The 18,451-nt window shown below is 57.8% G+C and carries 22 protein-coding genes and 1 other RNA gene; 8 read left to right on the top strand and 15 right to left on the bottom strand.

What is annotated here, in order from left to right:
- The 10 genes from NH395_RS16945 to smpB all read right to left on the bottom strand — a co-directional run.
- On the bottom strand, positions 1–1,010 hold a 1,010-nt coding region (locus NH395_RS16945; protein ID WP_253026520.1), incomplete at its 3' end, for a DUF3987 domain-containing protein.
- On the bottom strand, positions 1,007–1,927 hold the full coding sequence (locus NH395_RS16940) for a toprim domain-containing protein (protein ID WP_253026518.1): 921 nt from the start codon (positions 1,925–1,927) through the stop codon (positions 1,007–1,009). The genes NH395_RS16940 and NH395_RS16945, both read right to left, overlap by 4 nt.
- Positions 1,912–2,142 carry a hypothetical protein gene (locus NH395_RS16935; protein WP_085920340.1) on the bottom strand — a complete coding sequence of 77 codons (231 nt, stop codon included), beginning with the start codon at positions 2,140–2,142 and terminating at the stop codon, positions 1,912–1,914. The genes NH395_RS16940 and NH395_RS16935 overlap by 16 nt, the downstream gene beginning before the upstream one ends.
- On the bottom strand, positions 2,139–2,405 hold the full coding sequence (locus NH395_RS16930; RefSeq protein ID WP_253026516.1) for a hypothetical protein: 267 nt from the start codon (positions 2,403–2,405) through the stop codon (positions 2,139–2,141). The genes NH395_RS16935 and NH395_RS16930 overlap by 4 nt, the downstream gene beginning before the upstream one ends.
- The gene (locus NH395_RS16925; protein WP_253026514.1) at positions 2,402–2,629 is read right to left on the bottom strand and encodes a hypothetical protein; all 228 of its coding nucleotides are present in this window, start codon (positions 2,627–2,629) and stop codon (positions 2,402–2,404) included. Before NH395_RS16925 ends, NH395_RS16930 begins: the two co-directional genes overlap by 4 nt.
- Positions 2,630–2,892: 263 nt before the next feature.
- Positions 2,893–3,117: a zinc finger protein gene (locus NH395_RS16920; RefSeq protein ID WP_253026512.1), complete on the bottom strand. Its 225-nt coding sequence runs from the start codon at positions 3,115–3,117 to the stop codon at positions 2,893–2,895.
- A gap of 75 nt (positions 3,118–3,192) precedes the next feature.
- The gene (locus NH395_RS16915; protein WP_253026510.1) at positions 3,193–3,762 is read right to left on the bottom strand and encodes a hypothetical protein; all 570 of its coding nucleotides are present in this window, start codon (positions 3,760–3,762) and stop codon (positions 3,193–3,195) included.
- A gap of 2 nt (positions 3,763–3,764) precedes the next feature.
- Positions 3,765–4,991: a tyrosine-type recombinase/integrase gene (locus NH395_RS16910; protein ID WP_253026509.1), complete on the bottom strand. Its 1,227-nt coding sequence runs from the start codon at positions 4,989–4,991 to the stop codon at positions 3,765–3,767.
- 166 nt (positions 4,992–5,157) lie between these two features.
- Positions 5,158–5,535: a transfer-messenger RNA gene (ssrA, locus tag NH395_RS16905) on the bottom strand.
- Between the two features lie 44 nt (positions 5,536–5,579).
- Positions 5,580–6,071 (bottom strand): SsrA-binding protein SmpB, encoded by a 492-nt coding sequence (gene smpB, locus NH395_RS16900; protein ID WP_066316179.1) that lies wholly within the window; start codon positions 6,069–6,071, stop codon positions 5,580–5,582.
- Between the two features lie 125 nt (positions 6,072–6,196).
- Here smpB and NH395_RS16895 point away from each other — a divergent pair, with 125 nt between their 5' ends.
- Positions 6,197–6,631, top strand: a complete 435-nt coding sequence (locus NH395_RS16895; RefSeq protein ID WP_092827135.1) for a type II toxin-antitoxin system RatA family toxin — start codon at positions 6,197–6,199, stop codon at positions 6,629–6,631.
- Positions 6,621–6,947, top strand: a complete 327-nt coding sequence (locus tag NH395_RS16890; RefSeq protein WP_253026508.1) for an RnfH family protein — start codon at positions 6,621–6,623, stop codon at positions 6,945–6,947. The genes NH395_RS16895 and NH395_RS16890 overlap by 11 nt, the downstream gene beginning before the upstream one ends.
- Before the next feature lie 8 nt (positions 6,948–6,955).
- On the opposite strand, the gene NH395_RS16885 is transcribed toward NH395_RS16890, so the two are convergent.
- Entirely contained in the window at positions 6,956–7,399 is a 444-nt protein-coding gene (locus NH395_RS16885) for an outer membrane protein assembly factor BamE (RefSeq protein WP_253026507.1), read from the bottom strand.
- 72 nt (positions 7,400–7,471) lie between these two features.
- On the opposite strand from NH395_RS16885, the gene fur reads away from it, so the two are divergent.
- The gene (fur, locus tag NH395_RS16880) at positions 7,472–7,924 is read left to right on the top strand and encodes a ferric iron uptake transcriptional regulator (RefSeq protein WP_066316169.1); all 453 of its coding nucleotides are present in this window, start codon (positions 7,472–7,474) and stop codon (positions 7,922–7,924) included.
- Positions 7,925–8,059: 135 nt separating this feature from the next.
- Here fur and recN read toward each other — a convergent pair whose 3' ends face one another.
- The gene (gene recN, locus NH395_RS16875) at positions 8,060–9,733 is read right to left on the bottom strand and encodes a DNA repair protein RecN (protein ID WP_253026506.1); all 1,674 of its coding nucleotides are present in this window, start codon (positions 9,731–9,733) and stop codon (positions 8,060–8,062) included.
- Positions 9,734–9,931: 198 nt separating this feature from the next.
- Between recN and grpE the strand changes: the two genes are divergently transcribed.
- The 4 genes from grpE (at position 9,932) to NH395_RS16855 (ending at position 14,957) form a co-directional block, all read left to right on the top strand.
- Positions 9,932–10,570, top strand: a complete 639-nt coding sequence (gene grpE / locus NH395_RS16870; RefSeq protein ID WP_253026505.1) for a nucleotide exchange factor GrpE — start codon at positions 9,932–9,934, stop codon at positions 10,568–10,570.
- Positions 10,571–10,694: 124 nt separating this feature from the next.
- Positions 10,695–12,629, top strand: a complete 1,935-nt coding sequence (dnaK, locus tag NH395_RS16865; RefSeq protein ID WP_253026504.1) for a molecular chaperone DnaK — start codon at positions 10,695–10,697, stop codon at positions 12,627–12,629.
- Between the two features lie 190 nt (positions 12,630–12,819).
- Positions 12,820–13,971 carry a molecular chaperone DnaJ gene (dnaJ, locus tag NH395_RS16860; protein WP_253026503.1) on the top strand — a complete coding sequence of 384 codons (1,152 nt, stop codon included), beginning with the start codon at positions 12,820–12,822 and terminating at the stop codon, positions 13,969–13,971.
- Positions 13,972–14,057: 86 nt separating this feature from the next.
- Positions 14,058–14,957, top strand: a complete 900-nt coding sequence (locus tag NH395_RS16855; RefSeq protein WP_253026502.1) for a DMT family transporter — start codon at positions 14,058–14,060, stop codon at positions 14,955–14,957.
- Here NH395_RS16855 and NH395_RS16850 read toward each other — a convergent pair.
- Genes NH395_RS16850 through NH395_RS16840 form a run of 3 tightly spaced genes read right to left on the bottom strand, consistent with a single transcriptional unit; the run spans position 14,935 to position 17,871 of the window.
- Complete coding sequence (locus tag NH395_RS16850) at positions 14,935–15,684, bottom strand: ABC transporter ATP-binding protein (RefSeq protein ID WP_253026501.1); 750 nt, start codon at positions 15,682–15,684, stop codon at positions 14,935–14,937. The genes NH395_RS16855 and NH395_RS16850 overlap by 23 nt on opposite strands.
- Positions 15,678–16,757 (bottom strand): iron ABC transporter permease, encoded by a 1,080-nt coding sequence (locus NH395_RS16845; protein ID WP_253026500.1) that lies wholly within the window; start codon positions 16,755–16,757, stop codon positions 15,678–15,680. The genes NH395_RS16850 and NH395_RS16845 overlap by 7 nt, the downstream gene beginning before the upstream one ends.
- A complete protein-coding gene (locus NH395_RS16840) occupies positions 16,747–17,871 on the bottom strand; it encodes an ABC transporter substrate-binding protein (protein WP_253026498.1) in 1,125 nt (374 codons plus the stop codon). Before NH395_RS16840 ends, NH395_RS16845 begins: the two co-directional genes overlap by 11 nt.
- Positions 17,872–18,137: 266 nt before the next feature.
- Between NH395_RS16840 and NH395_RS16835 the strand changes: the two genes are divergently transcribed.
- Positions 18,138–18,419: a DUF2218 domain-containing protein gene (locus NH395_RS16835; protein ID WP_253026496.1), complete on the top strand. Its 282-nt coding sequence runs from the start codon at positions 18,138–18,140 to the stop codon at positions 18,417–18,419.
- Positions 18,420–18,451 lie beyond the last annotated feature (32 nt).

Here is an 18,451-nt window from a genome sequence, read left to right as displayed (position 1 = left end):
AACCGCCAGGCGGGTGGGTTGCCATCGTCATCAACGCCTAATTCCAGCGAGTGAAGGCGATAAAACACTTGGGAAAAGCGCTCCTTTGCCTTGGGGTCAGGGCGGCGGTCGATCCACTTCCATGAAGACTTGGCATCAGGCCAGACAGCAAGCTGAAAGCGCTGTATCAGGCCATCGTTAACCGTGCCTTTTGCGCCACGAACGATAGGGGCCAGCTTGCTCGGCTGTATGCCGCCAATGATATTCAGCGCGCACCGTTCAATAGCGACGGTTCCCCGGCCTATGCGGTCATAGGTAAACCGGGAATCACCGTTGAAGCACTCTAAGTAGAAAGCACGCTCGGAAGCGTTCTCCTCCTGTTGCAGCTTCGCCAGCAAACCGGCCAATTCATCCCGCAGGATGGTTAAGTGGTGGTTGAACTGGTTCATCAGTTCGCCCGCTTTCTCCACCGTTGCATCGTTCAGGATCAGGCGTTCAGCCGGTTCAGGGGGTGCAGGTTCCGACACACTGCTTAGTGTTGCCTTGGCTGCGTCCATATCGCCCTTGGCGGCTTGCTCTTTGGCTTTCTTCTTGACCGCTGCCTTAGCAACGTCGAATAGTTCCACTTCCTCTTTGTGGGCCTTGGCTGCCTTTTCATGCTCGCGCCGCGCATCAGCCTCAATGGCATCTATGGCAAAGCGCATCGCTTTAATGGCGGGGGTCTTCATAGCGGAAGGGTCGCCCACCAATACCGCCCACAGCACAATGACAATTTCCCAATCATCGTTTTGTTTGGGTCGCATCCGTACCTTATGGCCTATCAAGCCAGACAGCAGCGCCAGCGCCGATACAGCACAATACTCGGGCGGGCACTGGATACGCTGGGAAACGTCCAGCACATAGCTGCGTAGCTCCTCGGGCAGCATCTCGGGGTGAAAGCTGGGCACGGGCGGCAAGCTATTTGGCAATGTCTTTGGCGTCATAGAGTGCGTTGCTTCATCGACCTGCCGAGCAATGGCACTGATAGTCATACCGATACCTCCCCGCCAATTAGCGCCAGGTCGTTAAAATCGGCCACGCCTTCCATCGTGTCAGGCCATATACAGCGCCCGCCTATGGCTGAGGCGGCTTCCTTGCCCTTGGTGACGCCAGGGTTGCCAGCGGTGCCATGGTCGTTATCAGCGCAGACGATGATGGGGTGAGCGGGGTAGCGTTCGCGCAGGCTTTTCGCCACGGGTAGCAGGTTCCCCGCATTCATGGCAGCGGCCACCGCGTAGCCTGTCGCCTCATGCAACGTGGCAGCGGTTGCCCATCCCTCTGCGATCAATAGCGGTTGGTGCTGTTTGATTTCGCCTATGGGGGAATAGCAGCCTTTTACCTTGCCGCCTGCCTTGAAGTATTTAGCCGCATCCGGCGAAATGGTCTGCCAATTAACCAGGCGGTGCCCATCGGTGAGCGGGACTACCAGCAGGCCGCGCATTTGGCGCAGGTTGTGGGGCTTTACCCCCTTGGCGGCCAGGTAAGCATGGGTAGGGCTTGCAGGCGTCAGCAGCGGCCACTCTCGCCGCGTCTGGTCGGCTACCAGGGCATACCCACGCGCGCGCTCTGCCTGTCGCTCTAGGCGGCGTTTTTCGGCCTCCTGTCGCGCCTTCTCGGCGGCTTCTGGGTCGGGGTTTTCGTCAGTAAAGACGCTGTGTTGTTCACCAGTAGCCCAATCACCATGCACGCCAAAGTCATGGCGTAGCACGTACCAAAGCCGCTTGTTGCCCTTGCGGCCTTCTGGGTGATCGTGTCGATGGATCTCGCCATCACCAATAGGGCTGACACTAAGGGCGTAGTGGGCGATAATGTCTTCAGCCAGTTTGTTCTCTATGGCGATCTGTTCAGAAACGACCTTTGATAGCGCCCATGCCCCGCCAAGGCTGGGCGTTTTTATTGCTCTGTGCATACATAGCCCTCCTCTTGCAGCCATTCGCCACGCTCCTCAAGCGTGTTGGACAGCAGCCAAAGCGTTTCTATAAGTGCCTCACGCTTCAGGCCATCAAAGTCATGGTCGTTAAGCAGCATCGCCACGCCTGCCAGGATTTGGGACGCCTGTTGCATCTGGCGAGCGTCGCCAGTAAGGGCGGCTTTCAGCAGGTAGGTTTGATTTTGAGGTGTCATGACTGCTTACCCCCTTTTGCTTCCGAGGTTTTGTAAGCGTGCTGGGCTAGCTCGGTGACAATATGAAGCTGAGTCTCTACGCTCCACAAAACGCCAGCCAGAATGCCGGGGTTAATGTCGGTGCCTTCACCGTTGGCGGCTTCGCATAAGACTATCTCTACCGCTTTCACGGCGTCTTTAGCCTTCTCAAGCGCTGCATCAATGTCGTCGATCAGGACGCCACTTGGTGCTTCAGGGGATAGTTTGAAATGTTCCATGCTCATTGGCTCACCTCCGCGTTTTCAGCGCGTAAGGTGTCGTAAGCCTGCATGAGACGGCTGCGACGGTTATGGACTTGCTCGGCCTCAAAGGCGCGGGCTTTTTCAATATGGTGGTTGTAGCGCTTGAGCCGGACGGCGGCGCTTGAGTCTGAAAACAACGCAGATTTCGCCATTGCTCGATGAGCGGCGGCGCGTTCAGACGGATTGCGGGTAGGGAATAGCTTCATGGGTGTGACTCCTTTGTATCTGGAGTCGCCCAGCTCGCTGTCAATCGAGGGGTGGGCGACGGTACGCGGGTTGACAGACCGGCTACAAAGGAAACCGGCAGCCCGAAGGCTCCCACGCACCGCCACCCATAACGGTGACGCAAAAAAAGCGCCATCATAGGGGGCGCTTGTGCGCCTTTGTAGATTCGGGCTGTCAATCCCGGCTGACGATTTTGCGCCAGCCCTTGAAGCATATAACGGCATTGGTAAGCGTTGCAAGGTCATTATGCTGCACCTCGCATAGCCAGTTTGGCTTCTAGCCAGGCGTTCACTTCCTCGACTGGGAAGTAGCACGTTGCTTGCTGGCTATCGCTGAACTTCAGCGGGCGGGGAAAGCTGGGGTCATTCTTGAGTAGCTTGTCTATGCCGCTGCGGGTCATATCCATAGCGCGGCATAGATTGGGCTTGGTGATTAGCTTTTGGTCTTGAGATAGCGTTTCGATTTGCATGGAATGCGTACTCCGTTATTGGTACGCATTCAGTTTGGCTTTTAAGTCATTGTTAATCTTGAATAAGAAATAACGCTATTTCTCATGAACTAGTATTTCAATGAGCTGTGAACCATAGAACTGGCTTGGTATGCCTATACTTTTGGCTTGCTCCACTTTTTGGTGGAAGAAAGCATGTTTATCTTCTTGTTTCTCGGCGGCCTCTAAACAACCTTTTGAGAAAGCGGCCCCCATGTGCATAAGGGCTAGTGTGCCAGGATTTCTGTCGTACCAAAGGTTCTTTAATGTATCTGACTCAATACTTTTATACCCTTTCCAGCCTGCTTCATCTGCGTCTTTTCTAGCTTTATGAAAAGCCGTGTCTTCTGCCGAGTCTTGCCATTTAGAAGCCCCTTTTCCCAGCCAATAGCATACGCGGGCAAGCAGATATTCATCGCGTTCCTGCGGTGCTTTCCGACCACGCCCACGTGCCTTTTTACCTCTTATTACCCGCGCAATTCTCTCGCAGTCGTCCGGGCTATCTCTAATGTATTCATGCAGAAAGAAAGTGCTTCCCTCCTCGAAAAGTTGGGCTAAAGGCTCGCTGTCACCTTTTTCTAGAGCCTTGAGGGCTGCACCAGTTTGAGTGTGAATAATTGTTCCCATGGTTAAGCTCTCCTCATCTCCACAACATTACCGCGTTGCAAGTTGTCCAGGTGGTCGGCGTACCACTGCATCATCACGCGGCGCTGCTCGATGTACTGCGCTTTGTTGTAGACGCCTGCCACGCCGTCTTTAACGTGGGATAGCTGGGCTTCAACGTGGTCAGCGTTATAGCCGTGTTCATTCAGGATCGTGCTAGCGATGTGGCGGAAACCGTGCCCGGTCTGTCGTCCCTCATAGCCAAGGCGGCGTAATGCCATGATGAATACCGTGTTGGAGCGTGGTGCTGTCTTGTCGCTGCGTCCAGGGAAAAGCAGGGGTTGGTATCCGGTCAGTTGGTGAAGGCTCTGAAGGGCTTCAATGGCTTGCTTAGGCAGTGGAACAGTATGCTCACGGCGGCGCTTCATCCGTTCGGCGGGGATCGTCCATAACGCTCTGTCTAGGTCGAATTCTTCCCAACGGGCCTCGCGTAGCTCTGAAGGGCGCACGGCCAGACGGGAAAGCAGGAATAGCCCAAGGCGAACGTCCTCAGCATGGGGATAGGAGCCAATAGCGCGAAGCAGGGCGGGCAGTTCGTCTTGGCTGACGTGAGAATAGTTGTTTGCCCGGCGCGTGGTTAGGTGCTTGTGCAGGCTCTCCAACGGGTTGTACTGGATGCGCCCACTTACTAGCGCCAGGTCGTACACTTCCCGGCAGATAGCACGTATGCGGCTGGTCTGCTCAACGATGCCGGTCTTCTCTAGGCTGCGCAGAAACTCTAGCCATTCCATTGGCGTTATGTCGGTGAAAGGGCGCTTACCGAACTTGGGAAAGACGTGCTTTTGCAGTGAACCAATAACGCGGGTAGCGGTGCCGTCCGTCCAATTCTGGCGCTTGTTTGTATGCCATTCACGCGCCAACGCTTCAAAGGTGCTGTTAGCAGCTTCTAGTGATTCGGTTTCCCTTGCCCGCTTGGAAATGATGGGATTCTTGCCACTGGCTGCATCTGCCCTAAGCTGGTCGGCCTTTTCACGCGCCAGGCTACCGCTTGTTTCCGGGTAGCCGCCAAGGCCAATCCACGACCACTTGCCGTCTGGCTTCTTATAGCGCAGCTCCCAAGACTTGGAGCCATTGGGCTTTACCCTGAAGTAAAGGCCGCTGCCGTCCAACTCTCTGTATACCTTGGCCTCTGGTTCCAGTGTCGCCAGTACGGTGTCAGCCAGGGGGCGGCGCTTAATCTGTGAGCGTTTCATGCTTGTATGCCTCTGGTTCACAATATCGTGAAGCATACACACAGGCATACACGGTGCGCAATGCTGTATGGGGTTATGTGAAAGCATACGGACACAAAAAAACCCGCACTGGGCGGGCTTTTCTGCATCATTCAGACCTATGTGGGAGCATCTGAATTTAGGTAGGTGGTGGAGGCGGCGGGAATTGAACCCGCGTCCGCCAGCACTCGCCCATTGGCTCTACATGCTTAGATTTCGTCTTTTGCTTTAACTCGGCTGACTCCGACGATCAGGATTCAGCCTCGCGAGTCTTCTAAGGTTTAACGGTTGACGAGAAGACACCGCCAACCGCGGTCCTATCAGCTTTAGCTCGTATCCCCTCAACGATGGATAGGCACATCGCCTTGGGGCCGGACAAGAAGCTACCAGCTTACGCTGCTAGCGCGCCCTGAGCATAGTTTTCGTCGTTTGCGACTATTTTTCGTGATGTGGTATTTACGAGATACATCACACTCTCGGCATGCACCGCAGGGGTTGTCACCGGCGTCGAAACCATGTCGCCCCCTTAGTTACCTGAGCATTCTAACGTGCTCATCCGGAATTGACCAGCTATGCCTTGTTATGTTCCCGCATGATTCTACCTTTTTGACGATTCCAGTCACGGTCCTTCTCGGTGGCCCGCTTATCGTGGATTTTCTTGCCGGTCACCAGGGCCAGTTCGCACTTTACCTTGTTGCGCTTCCAGTAAAGCTTCAGGGGAACGCAGGTGTGGCCTTTGTCCTGAGTCACCGAGAAGATCTTGGCGATTTCTTTGCGATGCAGGAGCAATTTTCGCGTCCGCGTGGGGTCGGCGATCTCATGGGTGCTCGCGGTGTTCAGCGGCATGATATGGCTACCCAGCAGCCACGCTTCGCCATTGCGAACTAAAATATAGGTGTCTGTTAACTGCCCTTTGCCTGCGCGAAGGCTTTTTACTTCCCAGCCTGCCAGCGATAGACCCGCTTCGAAGGTTTCATTGATATGATACTCAAAGCGTGCCTTCTTGTTTTGCGCGATAACGCTGCTGGTAGGGCCTTTGCTCTTACCTTTTTTCGTGGCCATGAAACCTCATATTCGATCTGTCTGTGACACCCCCTTCGTTATGTGGGGAGGCATGATACCATTCAAGGTCTTAACTATGATTCCCATGATACGCCTTGGGCACTGTGAAGTCAGCGGAGAGGTCAATGCCAACCGTCAATCGTTCCGCCTTGGTGCGGCACACCCCGAAACAAATGTTCGATCTGGTCAACGACTTCGAACGCTATCCAGAGTTCTTGCCGGGCTGTCGGCGTGCGCGTTTGCTGGAGCACGACGACGATCATTTGATCGGCGAAATGACCCTGGGACGCGCCGGCGTAGAGCAGTCGGTTACCACACGCAACGACCTGTTCTCCCCCGAGCGTATTGAAATGTCCTTGGTTAGCGGTCCTTTCAAGCGCTTGAAAGGGCGCTGGCAATTCATTCCGATGGGGGATGGTGCCTGCAAGGTGAGCCTGGACATGGAGTTTGAATTTGCCAATCGGCTGTTGGGCATGGCATTCGGCAGGTTGTTCCAGCAGATTGCCGGGCAGTTAGTGGATGCCTTTACCCGCCGCGCCGACGAGATCCATGGTCGATGATACCCTTGCCATCGAGGTGGCGTTTGGTCTCCCGCACAAACAACGCCTGGTCGCACTGAGCGTGCCGCCGGGGACGACGGCACGTGAAGCCGTCGCCCTGGCGGACCTGCCCCATCTTTTCCCCGAGCTGGCCCCGGAAACGTTTGAAAACGCACCACTGGGCATTTTTGGTCAGGCGCTACGCGACCCATCCCAGTATCAGGTGGCGCCCGGCGATCGGGTGGAGGTTTATCGGCCACTGCTCATCGACCCCAAGGCCGCTCGCCGCGAACGTGCAAAGCGTCAGGCGAGCGGGAGCGCCGATAAAGGCGAGTAGCCGCACGATCAATTGGTGGTGCTGGGTGTCGTGTTTTGCCTAGGCTCGTTAGGAATCGCCTCAGTGGGGTCAGTCGTGTCCGGCGCCGGGCCGCCAGTGCTGTCGGCCTCCAGAGGGATGTCCTTGGAGAAATCGCCTTCCTGATCGATATTGGCAAGCCGTCCCTGGTCATCAAACGTCAGCGTGACACGCCGCTGCTCAACCCCCGCGTAAGCTTTGTCGAGCCGGAACACGTAATCCCACTCGCGGGCATCAAAGGGAGCCTCAAGCAGTGGGCGGCCCATCACATAGGTTACCTGCTCCTGGGTCATCCCCGGTTGCAGTTGGTCGACCATTTCCTCGGTGACCAGGTTGCCTTGCGGGATGTCGCGTTTATACACGCCAACGTAGCTACAGCCGCTGATCACGGCAATGGAGACGGAAAGCGTAATGATTCGAGTCAATTTTTGCATTTGAGCCTATTCTTCACTATCGTGGTTTCGGTCGATCATACCCGACCTAACCTGTTACTGCGAAGAGCAACCATGGCCGATAAGAACCATGAATTACGTAAAGCCGGGCTGAAAGTGACCCTGCCGCGCGTCAAAATCCTGCAGATTCTCGAAACTGCATCGGGTCAGCACCACCTTAGCGCAGAAGAAGTGTATAAAACACTGATAGATGCGGGCGAAGATGTGGGGCTGGCAACTGTCTACCGTGTGCTGACTCAGTTCGAGTCGGCGGGCCTCGTGATTCGTCATAATTTCGATGGCGGCCACGCGGTATTCGAGATGACGCAAGAAGACCACCATGACCACATGGTGTGTCTGGAAAGCGGTGAAATCGTCGAGTTCGTTGACGAGATCATTGAGCGACGCCAGCAAGAAATCGCGGAAGAGCACGGCTATGAATTAGTTGACCATGCGTTGGTGTTATACGTGCGCCCCCGAGGATCGGACGTAACACGCCAGGACAGCGGGCCAACTAATAAGAAATAGGGGTTAACCCTAGCTCGGGCTTTGATGCACGCCCCAATGCCTCTAGGCTGCCTGGCTTGAATACCAGGCGGCCTAGGGGCGTTTTATTGCGCGCTTGAAACACACGGTTGCCCAGTAGCCCTCAGCCCGCCATCGTCAGTGGGGTTGGCGCTGGCTGGCATTGAGCATTTCACGGGCATGGGCCAGGGTTTGGTCTGAGAGTTTGACGCCGCCCAGCATGCGAGCCAGTTCGCTGACTCTGCCCTGTTCATCCAGCAGGGCCATGTGCGTCAGGGTGGTATCGCGCCGGGCGTGTTTCTCAATGTGCAGGTGCTGGTGAGCCTGGGCGGCTACCTGAGGCAGGTGGGTGACCGTCATTACCTGGCCGTTTTCACCCAGCTTGCGGAGCAGCTGGCCGACAATCTCGGCGGTAGCACCGGAAACCCCGACGTCCACTTCATCAAACACCAGGCTTGGAATGGTGGAGTGGGACGCGGCGACGACCTGAATCGCCAGGCTGATGCGCGAAAGCTCACCGCCGGACGCCACCTTGGTGAGCGGTCTGGCGGGCTGCCCGGGGTTGGCGCTGATTAAAAAGTGAACCTGATCGAGGCCTTCTGCCGCCGGGGTGTCTCGGGGCGTGACCTCCACTTCAAAGCGTGCCTTGCCCATGGCCAGGAAGCTTAGCTGCTGCTGGACCTCCTTCCCCAAACGGACGGCGGCTTTCTGGCGACCCTCGCTGAGGTGCTTGGCGTCACGTCGATAGCGCTCGCGAAGTTCCGCTACCTGGGCGCCCAGGGCTTCGATGTCGTTCTCGCTGTTATCCAACTCGGCGACTTCCCGGCTCAGCTCCGCATGCAGTGCGCAGACTTCTTCCGGTGCCACATGGTGCTTGCGGGCAATACGGTGCACGTCCGCTAAACGCTCTTCCACCCATGCCAGGCGCTCGGGGTCGAGTTCGGTGGTGCTGGCGAGGCGGTTCAGCTCGCTGGCGGCCTCTTCGACCTGAATGCGCGCGTCGCCGAGCATCGCCAGGGTGTTGGCCAGCGTGCCCTTATCGCTGCCCGGCAAGGCGCTTAAATGTGTATAAGCCTGGTTGAGCAACGACAGTGCCCCGCCCTCATCGCTGGCGCAGCAGTCAGCGGCAAACTGCGTTTCGCGGAGTGTTTCATCGGCGTGGGCAAGGGAGTGTTGTTCTTCTTCAAGGGTTTGTAGTTCGCCTTCAGCAAGGCCCAGCTGATCGAGCTCCTCCACCTGATAGCGCAGCAGCTGCCGTTTGGCTTCTACCTCGCTACCTGCTTCCTTGCGCTGCTTGAGGCGGCGGTTGGCGCTGCGCCAGTCACGGTACGTCTCGGCCAGCCGCTGGGCGGTATCGCGAAGGCCCGCATAATCGTCGAGTAGTGCGAGATGGGTTTCTTCGCGCATCAGCGCCTGGTGGGCATGCTGGCCGTGAATCTGCACCAGATGCTCCCCAAGCGATTTGAGGTCGCTGATCGTGGCCGGTTGTCCATTGATCCATGCCTTGGAGCGCCCGCTTGCTGTTACCACCCGCCTTAACAGGCATTCATCGCTGGGCAGTTCGCGGCTGCTAAGCCACTCGCTGGCCGCGGGTAAATGCTGAATATCAAAACGCGCCGATAGATCAGTGCGTTCGCTGCCGTGGCGGACGCTGCCAGCGTCGGCGCGCTCGCCCAGGCAAAGGCCCAGGGCGCCCAGCAGAATCGATTTGCCTGCCCCGGTCTCGCCGGTAATGGCGGTCATGCCATGGGTCAGGTCGAGTTCCAGGTGCTCAACGATCGCGTAATCTCGAATGGCAAGCTGAGTCAGCATGAGGGCCTCCTGAGGCGCAGCGGAACGAGCGTAGTCAATGCGTCTGAATATTGTTGTTTTATACAGTAGTCGAAAACGCGCTTCAATGCCCACTTGAGATGGCTTTTATGGTCCCCATATACGGTGCAGAGCCAATTTACGTCGCTACTTAATTATTTGGGCGTACCGCACGCCCCTCGAACGTTGCAGGAGCAAGGCATGGCAAAAGAACCGCAAACCCCGATGGATGACGAGCTGGCTCGCCAGGAGCAGGAATCAGAGACGCCGGAACAGGAATCTGAAGATCGCCTGGTTGAAGGTGAGCTGGAAGGCCTCATTAATGACGACGAGGCCGTTGTCGATCGTGTCGACGATGAGGCTGAAGTCGATGTTCTGGCCGCCAAGGTGCAGGACCTGGAGCAGCGTCTTGCAGAAGCCAAGGATCAGTCGCTAAGAGAAGCCGCCGAAGCGCAAAACGTGCGCCGCCGGGCGGAGCAGGAAGCTGAAAAGGCGCGCAAATTCGCCCTGGAAAAGTTTGTGAAAGAGCTTCTGCCGGTCATCGACAGCCTCGAAAAAGCGCTTGAGTCGATGCAGGAAGATGCCTCCGAGGTGCACCGCGAAGGGGTCTCGATGACCCTGAAGATGCAGCTCGATGTGCTGAGCAAGTTTGGCGTTGAAAGCATCGACCCCCAGGGTGAGCCGTTTGACCCTCAGGTTCACGAAGCCATGGCGATGGTGCCGAACCCTGAGCAGGAGCCGAATACGGTCATGGAGGTCATGCAGAAAGGCTACTTGCTGAACGGGCGTCTGGTCCGCCCGGCCATGGTCGTGGTCAGTCAGAAAGCGAATGAGTCATAACGCAGTAAAGGCTTAAAAAAGGGCCTTGAAAAGTCTCAGGTGGCCCCCAGATAAAGGGGCAACCCCGCGGGAAATCCCGCAACCAGTTTGATGTATTGAAACAACCGAATACGAGGTTCTTATTATGGGACGCATTATTGGTATTGATTTGGGCACCACAAACTCCTGTGTATCGGTGCTCGATGGCGACAGTGCAAAAGTCATTGAAAACGCAGAAGGCGGCCGTACGACGCCGTCCATCATTGCGTACACCGAAGACGGTGAGACGCTCGTCGGTCAGGCCGCCAAGCGCCAGGCGGTGACCAATCCTGAAAATACGCTTTATGCCATCAAGCGTCTGATCGGCCGTCGTTTCAAAGACGACGTTGTTCAGAAAGATATCAAGATGGTGCCGTACAAGATCACCGAAGCCGATAACGGTGATGCCTGGGTAGAAGTGAAAGGCCAGAAAATGGCACCGCCGCAGGTGAGCGCGGAAGTGCTCAAGAAAATGAAGAAGACGGCAGAAGACTACCTTGGTGAAACCGTCACCGAAGCGGTCATCACCGTGCCGGCTTACTTCAATGACAGCCAGCGCCAAGCCACTAAAGATGCAGGTCGCATCGCCGGTCTGGAGGTCAAGCGTATCATCAACGAGCCGACTGCTGCGGCGCTTGCCTATGGCATGGACAAGTCACGCGGTGACAAGACCATCGCGGTATACGACCTGGGCGGCGGTACTTTTGATATTTCGATCATCGAAGTCGCCGATGTCGACGGCGAAACCCAGTTTGAAGTGTTGGCCACCAACGGCGACACCTTCCTGGGCGGTGAAGACTTTGACCTGGCGCTGATCAACTATCTGGTGGACCAGTTCAAGTCCGACAGCGGCATCGACCTGTCCGGCGACAATCTGGCCATGCAGCGTCTGAAAGAAGCCGCCGAGAAAGCCAAGATCGAGCTTTCCAGCGCCCAGCAGACCGATGTCAATCTGCCCTACATTACGGCCGATAACACCGGTCCGAAGCACCTGAACGTGAAAGTGACCCGCGCCAAGCTCGAGTCGCTGGTAGACGACCTGGTGCAGCGTTCCATGGAGCCTTGCAAGGTGGCCCTGAAAGATGCTGGCCTGTCGGCTTCCGAGATCGACGACGTGATCCTGGTCGGTGGTCAGACGCGCATGCCGCTGGTCCAGCAGAAAGCCGCTGAGTTCTTCGGCAAGGACGCACGAAAAGACGTCAACCCGGACGAAGCCGTGGCCGTGGGTGCCGCTATTCAAGGCGGTGTTCTGGGCGGCGACGTGAAAGACGTGCTGCTCCTCGACGTGACGCCGCTGACCCTGGGTATCGAAACCCTGGGTGGCGTGATGACACCGCTGATCGAGAAGAACACCACCATTCCGACCAAGAAGACGCAGACCTTCTCCACGGCGGATGACAACCAGACGGCGGTCACCATCCACGCCGTTCAGGGTGAGCGCAAGCAAGTGTCGCAGAACAAGTCGCTGGGTCGCTTCGACCTTGCCGATATTCCACCGGCGCCGCGCGGTGTGCCGCAGATCGAGGTGGCCTTCGACCTGGATGCCAACGGTATCCTGAACGTCTCCGCGAAAGACAAGGCGACCGGCAAGGAGCAGTCGATCGTCATCAAGGCGTCCAGCGGCTTGAGTGAAGAAGAGATCGAGCAGATGGTACGCGACGCCGAAGCCCACGCCGACGAAGACAAGAAATTCGAGGCGCTGGTGCAGTTGCGTAACCAGGCGGACGGCATGATCCATGCCACCCGCAAAACGTTGGAAGAAGCCGGTGACAAGGCAACCGATGACGAGAAACAGTCCATCGAGACGGCGATCAGCGAACTGGAAGAAGCCACCAAAGGCGACGACCAAGAGTTGATCCAGCAGAAACTTGACGCGCTCACGGAAGCCTCCGGCCAACTGGCGCAGAAGATGTACGCCGAACAGGCAGAGGGCGCTGAGCAGCCGGGTCAGGAAGGTGCTGACCAGGCTAACGCCAAGCCCGATGAAGACGTGGTCGACGCCGAGTATGAAGAAGTCAACGACGATCAGAAAAAGCAGTAAGTGCTCTTTCTGACGAGGTAGGCGGCGACGCGGGGGGCAACTCCCGCGTTGCTGTTTCCACCTCCAAGACGCACAAGGCTTGATGTGTCGTTAAATACTGTGTCTCAAATACTCTGTCGTTAACACTATGTCGTTAACACATAGTTAAATGTGCAGTTGAATGCGTAGCTAACCAAGAGGCGTAGGACCCATGTCCCAACGCGATTATTATGAAATCCTGGGTGTCGACAAAGGGGCTGATCAGAAAGAGATCAAGAAAGCCTACCGTCGCCTTGCGCAAAAATATCACCCTGACCGCAACCCGGAAGACGATACCGCGGCGGAAAAATTCCGCGAAGTGTCGGAAGCCTACGAAGTCCTGACCGACAGCGAAAAACGTGCGGCCTACGACCAGTTTGGTCATGCCGGCGTAGACGGCCAGGGCGGAGGCTTTGGTGGCGGTGGTTTCGGCGGCGGTGGCGCTGGCGATTTCAGCGACATCTTCGGCGATGTGTTTGGCGATATTTTCGGCGGTGGCGGCGGGCGTCGTCGTGGTCCCAATGCTCCGGCGCGCGGTTCTGACCTGCGCTACAACCTGGAACTGGATCTGGAAAATGCCGTTGCCGGTACCACAGTTGATATCCGTGTGCCACGGCATATCGAATGCGACCGCTGTGACGGCGGTGGCGCCGAGCCGGGGTCAAGCAAGGACACCTGCCCCACCTGCCATGGTCACGGCCAGGTGCGTATGCAGCAGGGCTTTTTTGCGGTTCAGCAAACCTGCCCGACCTGCCATGGCTCAGGCCAGCACATCAAGGTGCCGTGTCACAAGTGTAACGCTGAAGGGCGCGTGCGCGAGACCCGGACACTGTCGGTGAAAATTCCACCGGGTGTGGATACCGGCGACCGTATCCGCCTGAACGCGGAAGGCGAAAGCGGTATCAATGGCGGCCCGCCCGGCGACCTGTATGTCCAGGTGGCCATCAAGCCGCACCATATCTTCCAGCGTGACGGCAAGCACCTGCAATGTGACGTGCCGATCAACTTCGTCGATGCGGCCTTGGGCGGTGAGCTGGAAGTGCCGACGCTCGATGGCCGAGTGAAGCTGAAGATTCCGCCGGAAACCCAAACCGGCAAGATGTTCCGGCTCAAGGGCAAGGGCGTCAAACCGGTTCGCGGTGGTGTCCCTGGCGATCTGCTGTGCAAAGTCGTGGTGGAAACGCCCGTCAAGCTCAGCGAGGAGCAGAAGCGTCTGCTGCGCCAGTTCCAGGAAAGCCTGGAAGGCAGCAATAGCCATCACTCACCCAAGAAGACCGGCTTCTTCGACAGCGTGAAGAAGTTTTTTGAAGAGATGAAGCCGTAATGCCGGACTAATGGCATTAGTCGGCGGTTAAGCTCAAAACCCTCGGTTCGCCGGGGGTTTTTGCTGTATGGGGAGTGCTGCGCATCATGAATAACCTCCAGGATAGGCCTGCCAAAGGGATTTTGCTCAGGGTTCTGTCAGGTCTGTTGTTTACCGGCATGCTGGTCAGCATCAAGGCGGTCAGCGACGCCGTGCCGGTCGGCCAGTCGGTGTTTTTCCGCTCGCTGTTTGCGCTGTTGCCGATCATGTTGTTTCTCGTCCTGCGCCATGAATTTCCCCTTGGCCTGGCAACGCGTCGCCCACTGGGCCATGCCCTGCGATCGGGGCTGGGGGCGGCGGCGATGTTTGCGTCCTTTGCGGCGGTTGCGTTGTTGCCGGTTGCCGAGGCCACGCTGCTCGCCCAGTTGACGCCCGTATTCATGGCGGTGGGCGGGATATTGCTGCTGGGTGAACGGTTTTCGCTCTATCGGGCGGGGGCTATTGTGCTGGCCCTTGGCGGGATGGCGGTGTTGGTGTTGCCAGGGCTGAGTGCGGACGGGGCGGATGGGCAGTTGGCGGGCTATGCGCTAGGCGCGCTCAGCGCCCTGTTAACGGCAGGGGCGCTGTTGACCGTTCGGCGGATTTCACGCACGGAAACGGCGGCTTCCATCGCGTTCTACTTTATTCTGGTGTCGTCGCTGGCGGGACTTGCAACCCTGCCTCTTGGCTGGGCGGCGCTTAGCCCGACCGAGTTTGGATTGCTGGTGCTCTCGGGCCTGTTTGGCGGGGCGGCGCATATCGCGATGACGCTGGCGTTACGCTACGCGGAGGCATCCCGCCTGGCGCCCTTTGAGTATATTGCCCTGGTTTGGCCCGTGTTGGCGGATTGGGTGCTGTTCGGGATACCTGTCTCGAGTGCTTTTCTGCTGGCACTCCCGCTGATGCTGAGCGGGGTGGCGCTGGCCGCCATGGAAGGGCGGCGGCTTAAATGGCCTCTTCGACGATAAGCTGTGGGCTGCCTTTCGAGCAGGACTCGATCCGCGCATTGACCCGGTAAACGGATTGCAGCAGCGAAGGCGTGATAACGTCCTCCGTGGGGCCGCAGGCAATCAGGCGGCCGTGTTCGAGGACCATGGCGGCATCGCTGAAGCGCAGCGCATGGCCCAGGTCATGCAACGCCACCAGAATGAGCATCTGGCGCTCGTCGGCCAGCCGCCGTAGCACGCCAAGCAGGCTGATCTGGCGGTTGAGGTCGAGCGCCGAGGTGGGCTCATCGAGCATCAGGATCTCGGGCTCCTGCACCAGGGCCTGGGCGGCGCTGACCAGTTGGCGCTGCCCACCGCTCAGGTCGCTGATATCACGCTCGCCAAGCGCGGCAATGTTCAATTCCTCAAGGGCGCGGTCAACCTGGGCCAGATCCTCGCTTTGCACTTTCAGGCTGCGCCCCTGCATGCGCGCTAACAGCACCGACTCATACACCGTCAGTACCGCCCTTGCTCCCGTGTCCTGAGGCATGTAGGCCACGGGGCGCTCGGCGCTGGTACCGCTGATAGTGACCTCGCCGTCACCTTTCAATAGGCCCAGGATGCGGCGAAAAAGGGTCGATTTACCGGCTGCGTTAGGCCCCAGCAGGGCGACCATCTGCCCACCCTGAAAGGCTGGTGTCGTAATGTCCTGGATAATGGGACTACGCCCGTAACGGGCGGAAACATGAGTCAGCTGTAGGGTTACCATGACGCCTTCTTGTGGTTAAGCACGAGAAATAGAAAGAAGGGAATGCCCACGAGTGAGGTGATGATACCAATGGGGATGATGGTGCCGGGGATGATGATTTTGGAAATCACGGACCCCACGGAAAGAATCAGCGCGCCACACAGCGCCGAGCCGGGCAGGAAGAAGCGCTGATCCTCGCCCAAAAGAATGCGTGCAATATGCGGCCCGACCAGGCCAATAAAGCCGATGGTGCCCACGAACGCCACCGCAATCGCGGCCAGTAGCGATACCAGTACCAATACTTCCAGTCGCAGCGCACGGGGATTCACACCCATGCTTTCGGCCTTGGCGTCGCCCAGCCGCATGGCGGTGAGCGCCCAGCCGTGACGCGCCAGCAGCGGCATCACCATGGCCAGGACGCTCAGTGCGATCCAGAATTTCGGCCAGGTCGCTTTGGTCAGGCTGCCCATGGTCCAGAACACCACCGCCGCCACGGCCTGCTGGCTGGCAAAAAACTGAATCAGCGCCATGAGGGAATTGAAGATAAATACCATCGCAATGCCCAGCAGCACGATGGTTTCCACCGTCACGCCGCGCTTGAGGCTGAGCGCATGGATGAGAAAGGCGGTGACCATGGCCATCAGGAACGCATTGATGGGCACCACGTACTCAATGGCGGCGGGGATAATGGCGACACCAAAGGCTAGCCCCAGGGCGGCACCAAAACTTGCCCCCGCCGAAATGCCCAGTGTGAAGGGGCTGGCCAGCGGGTTGCTCAGGATGGTTTGCATCTGCGCCCCGGCGATGGACAGGCTCGCGCCCACCACCAGCGCCATCAGGGCCACCGGCATGCGGATTTCCCAGAGAATCACCCGGGCCTGCTGGCTGACGCTGTCAGGGGTGAACAGCGCGGCCATGACCTCGCCCAGGCTATAACGCGCCGGACCCAGCGCAAGGTCGACACACAGGTTGAAGAAGAGCGCGACGACCAGCGCCGCCAGAATCACCTGGCGACGAAATACCTGGCTGCGATAAAAGGCGCGCCCCTGTGAATCCGGCGCGTTAGGCGTTGTCGCGATGCTTTCAGTCGTCATTCAGGGATAACCAGTAGCCGGGTTCGTAGTCGATGGGCAAAAAGCGATCGTGCAGTTCCGCCATGGTGGCTTCCGGGTCCAGGTCGGCAAACAGGTCAGGGTGCAGCCACTTCGCCAATTGCTGGATGGCGACAAAATAATAGGGGCTGTTGTAGAACTGGTGCCAGATAGCGTGGACATTATCCGACTCGACCGCCTGAATGCCGGTCATGGCGGTGCGCTCGGTGAGAGCCTCGAGCTTGGCCCGTGCCTTCTCCATGTCAGCGCCAGGCCCGACGCCGACCCAATCACCGCCCGGCACGTAGGCATCCCAACTGCCGCCGGTCACCACCACGTGGTCTGGGTCAGCGGCAATAATCTGCTCGGGGTTCAAGGTACCGAAGGTGTTGGGGATGATATCCGCAGCAATGTTGGTGCCGCCCGCCAGGGTCACGTATTCGCCAAAGTTGGCAGGGCCAAAGCTCATACAGCACTCGTCCGAGTAGCCGCCTGCCCGGTCGATGAAGACGCTGGGACGCTCGGGGTCGGCCTGCTCGATGACATCCGTGACCCTTGCCAGCTGTTCCTCGGCGAAGGTGATGAATTCCTCGGCGGCGGCTTCATCGCCCATCAGCTTGCCGATGATGCGCATTGAGGGAATGGTGTTTGCGATGGGGTCTTCACGGAAATCGACGTAGACGATAGGAATGTCGAGCTCGGCCAGTTTATCGTCATAGCCAGCATCCTCGGTGGCGGCTTTGGCTTCAATGTTCATCATTACCACGTCCGGGGTAAGCGATGCTGCCTGCTCGACATCGAAGGTGCCGTCTTTGAAGCCGCCAAAGGTCGGGATGGCTTCCATCTCAGGGAAGCGTTCAAGATAGCGGGCATAGTTATCGGGGTCAGCCTGGGAAAAATCCTCCCGCCAGCCCACCACATGCGCAAAGGGGTCCTCCGGCTCCAGTATGCCCACCAGGTAGATCTGCCTGCCTTCACCCAGGATAACCCGCTCAACGGGTGCGTCTAACGTGACGTCGCGACCGGCAACGTCGGTCACGGTAATCTCATCAGCGGAGGCGGCAAAGCTCAATGCAGACAGTGCACCAAACAGCCATTTTGAAAAGTGGGTAGCCATGCGCATTCTTGTTCCCAGTCGTTAGATGGAGTTAATGGGGTGGGTGTAGCACTACTTGCCGACGCAGTGGGGCCCGAATTGTGAGACGCTCTGCGTTTAATTCCTATTTGCAATAGAGATAATTATCGTGGAAACGGCGGCGGCTGTCGAGAGTGGGCATCCCGGGAACGTCTCGTCACGCCCGGGGGCAAACGCTGCTTGGCACTTATTGCTGGGCGCATTAGGCTAGTAGGTACTCACTTGCCACTTCTTTTGGAGAAAGCAGCATGCCGCTATCCCGTGCTGAAATCACGACGTCCTCTGGCGAGCGCTTGATGAATCGCTTGTGCAGGCACTGGGCGCACGAGTTTGAGGTCGAGCATCTGGAGCAAGAAGCCAAAATCACTTTTGCTTCCGGCACTTGCCTGATGCGAGCCGATGACGAAACCTTGATAGTGGCAATCGAAACACTGGAGGAAGGCCACCTGGATGAACTGGAAGGTATCGTGGAGCGGCACCTGGTACGTATGGCCGGTGATGAAGCGCTGGTCATCATTTGGGAAAACTGAGCGAGACCCGACGTCGAACAGGATAGTGGGTC

This window comes from Halomonas sp. Mc5H-6 (assembly GCF_024124705.1).
Classification (GTDB): domain Bacteria; phylum Pseudomonadota; class Gammaproteobacteria; order Pseudomonadales; family Halomonadaceae; genus Vreelandella; species Vreelandella subterranea.
The sequence above is the reverse complement of the archived record's forward strand: the minus strand, read 5'-3'. Positions and strand labels throughout refer to the sequence as shown.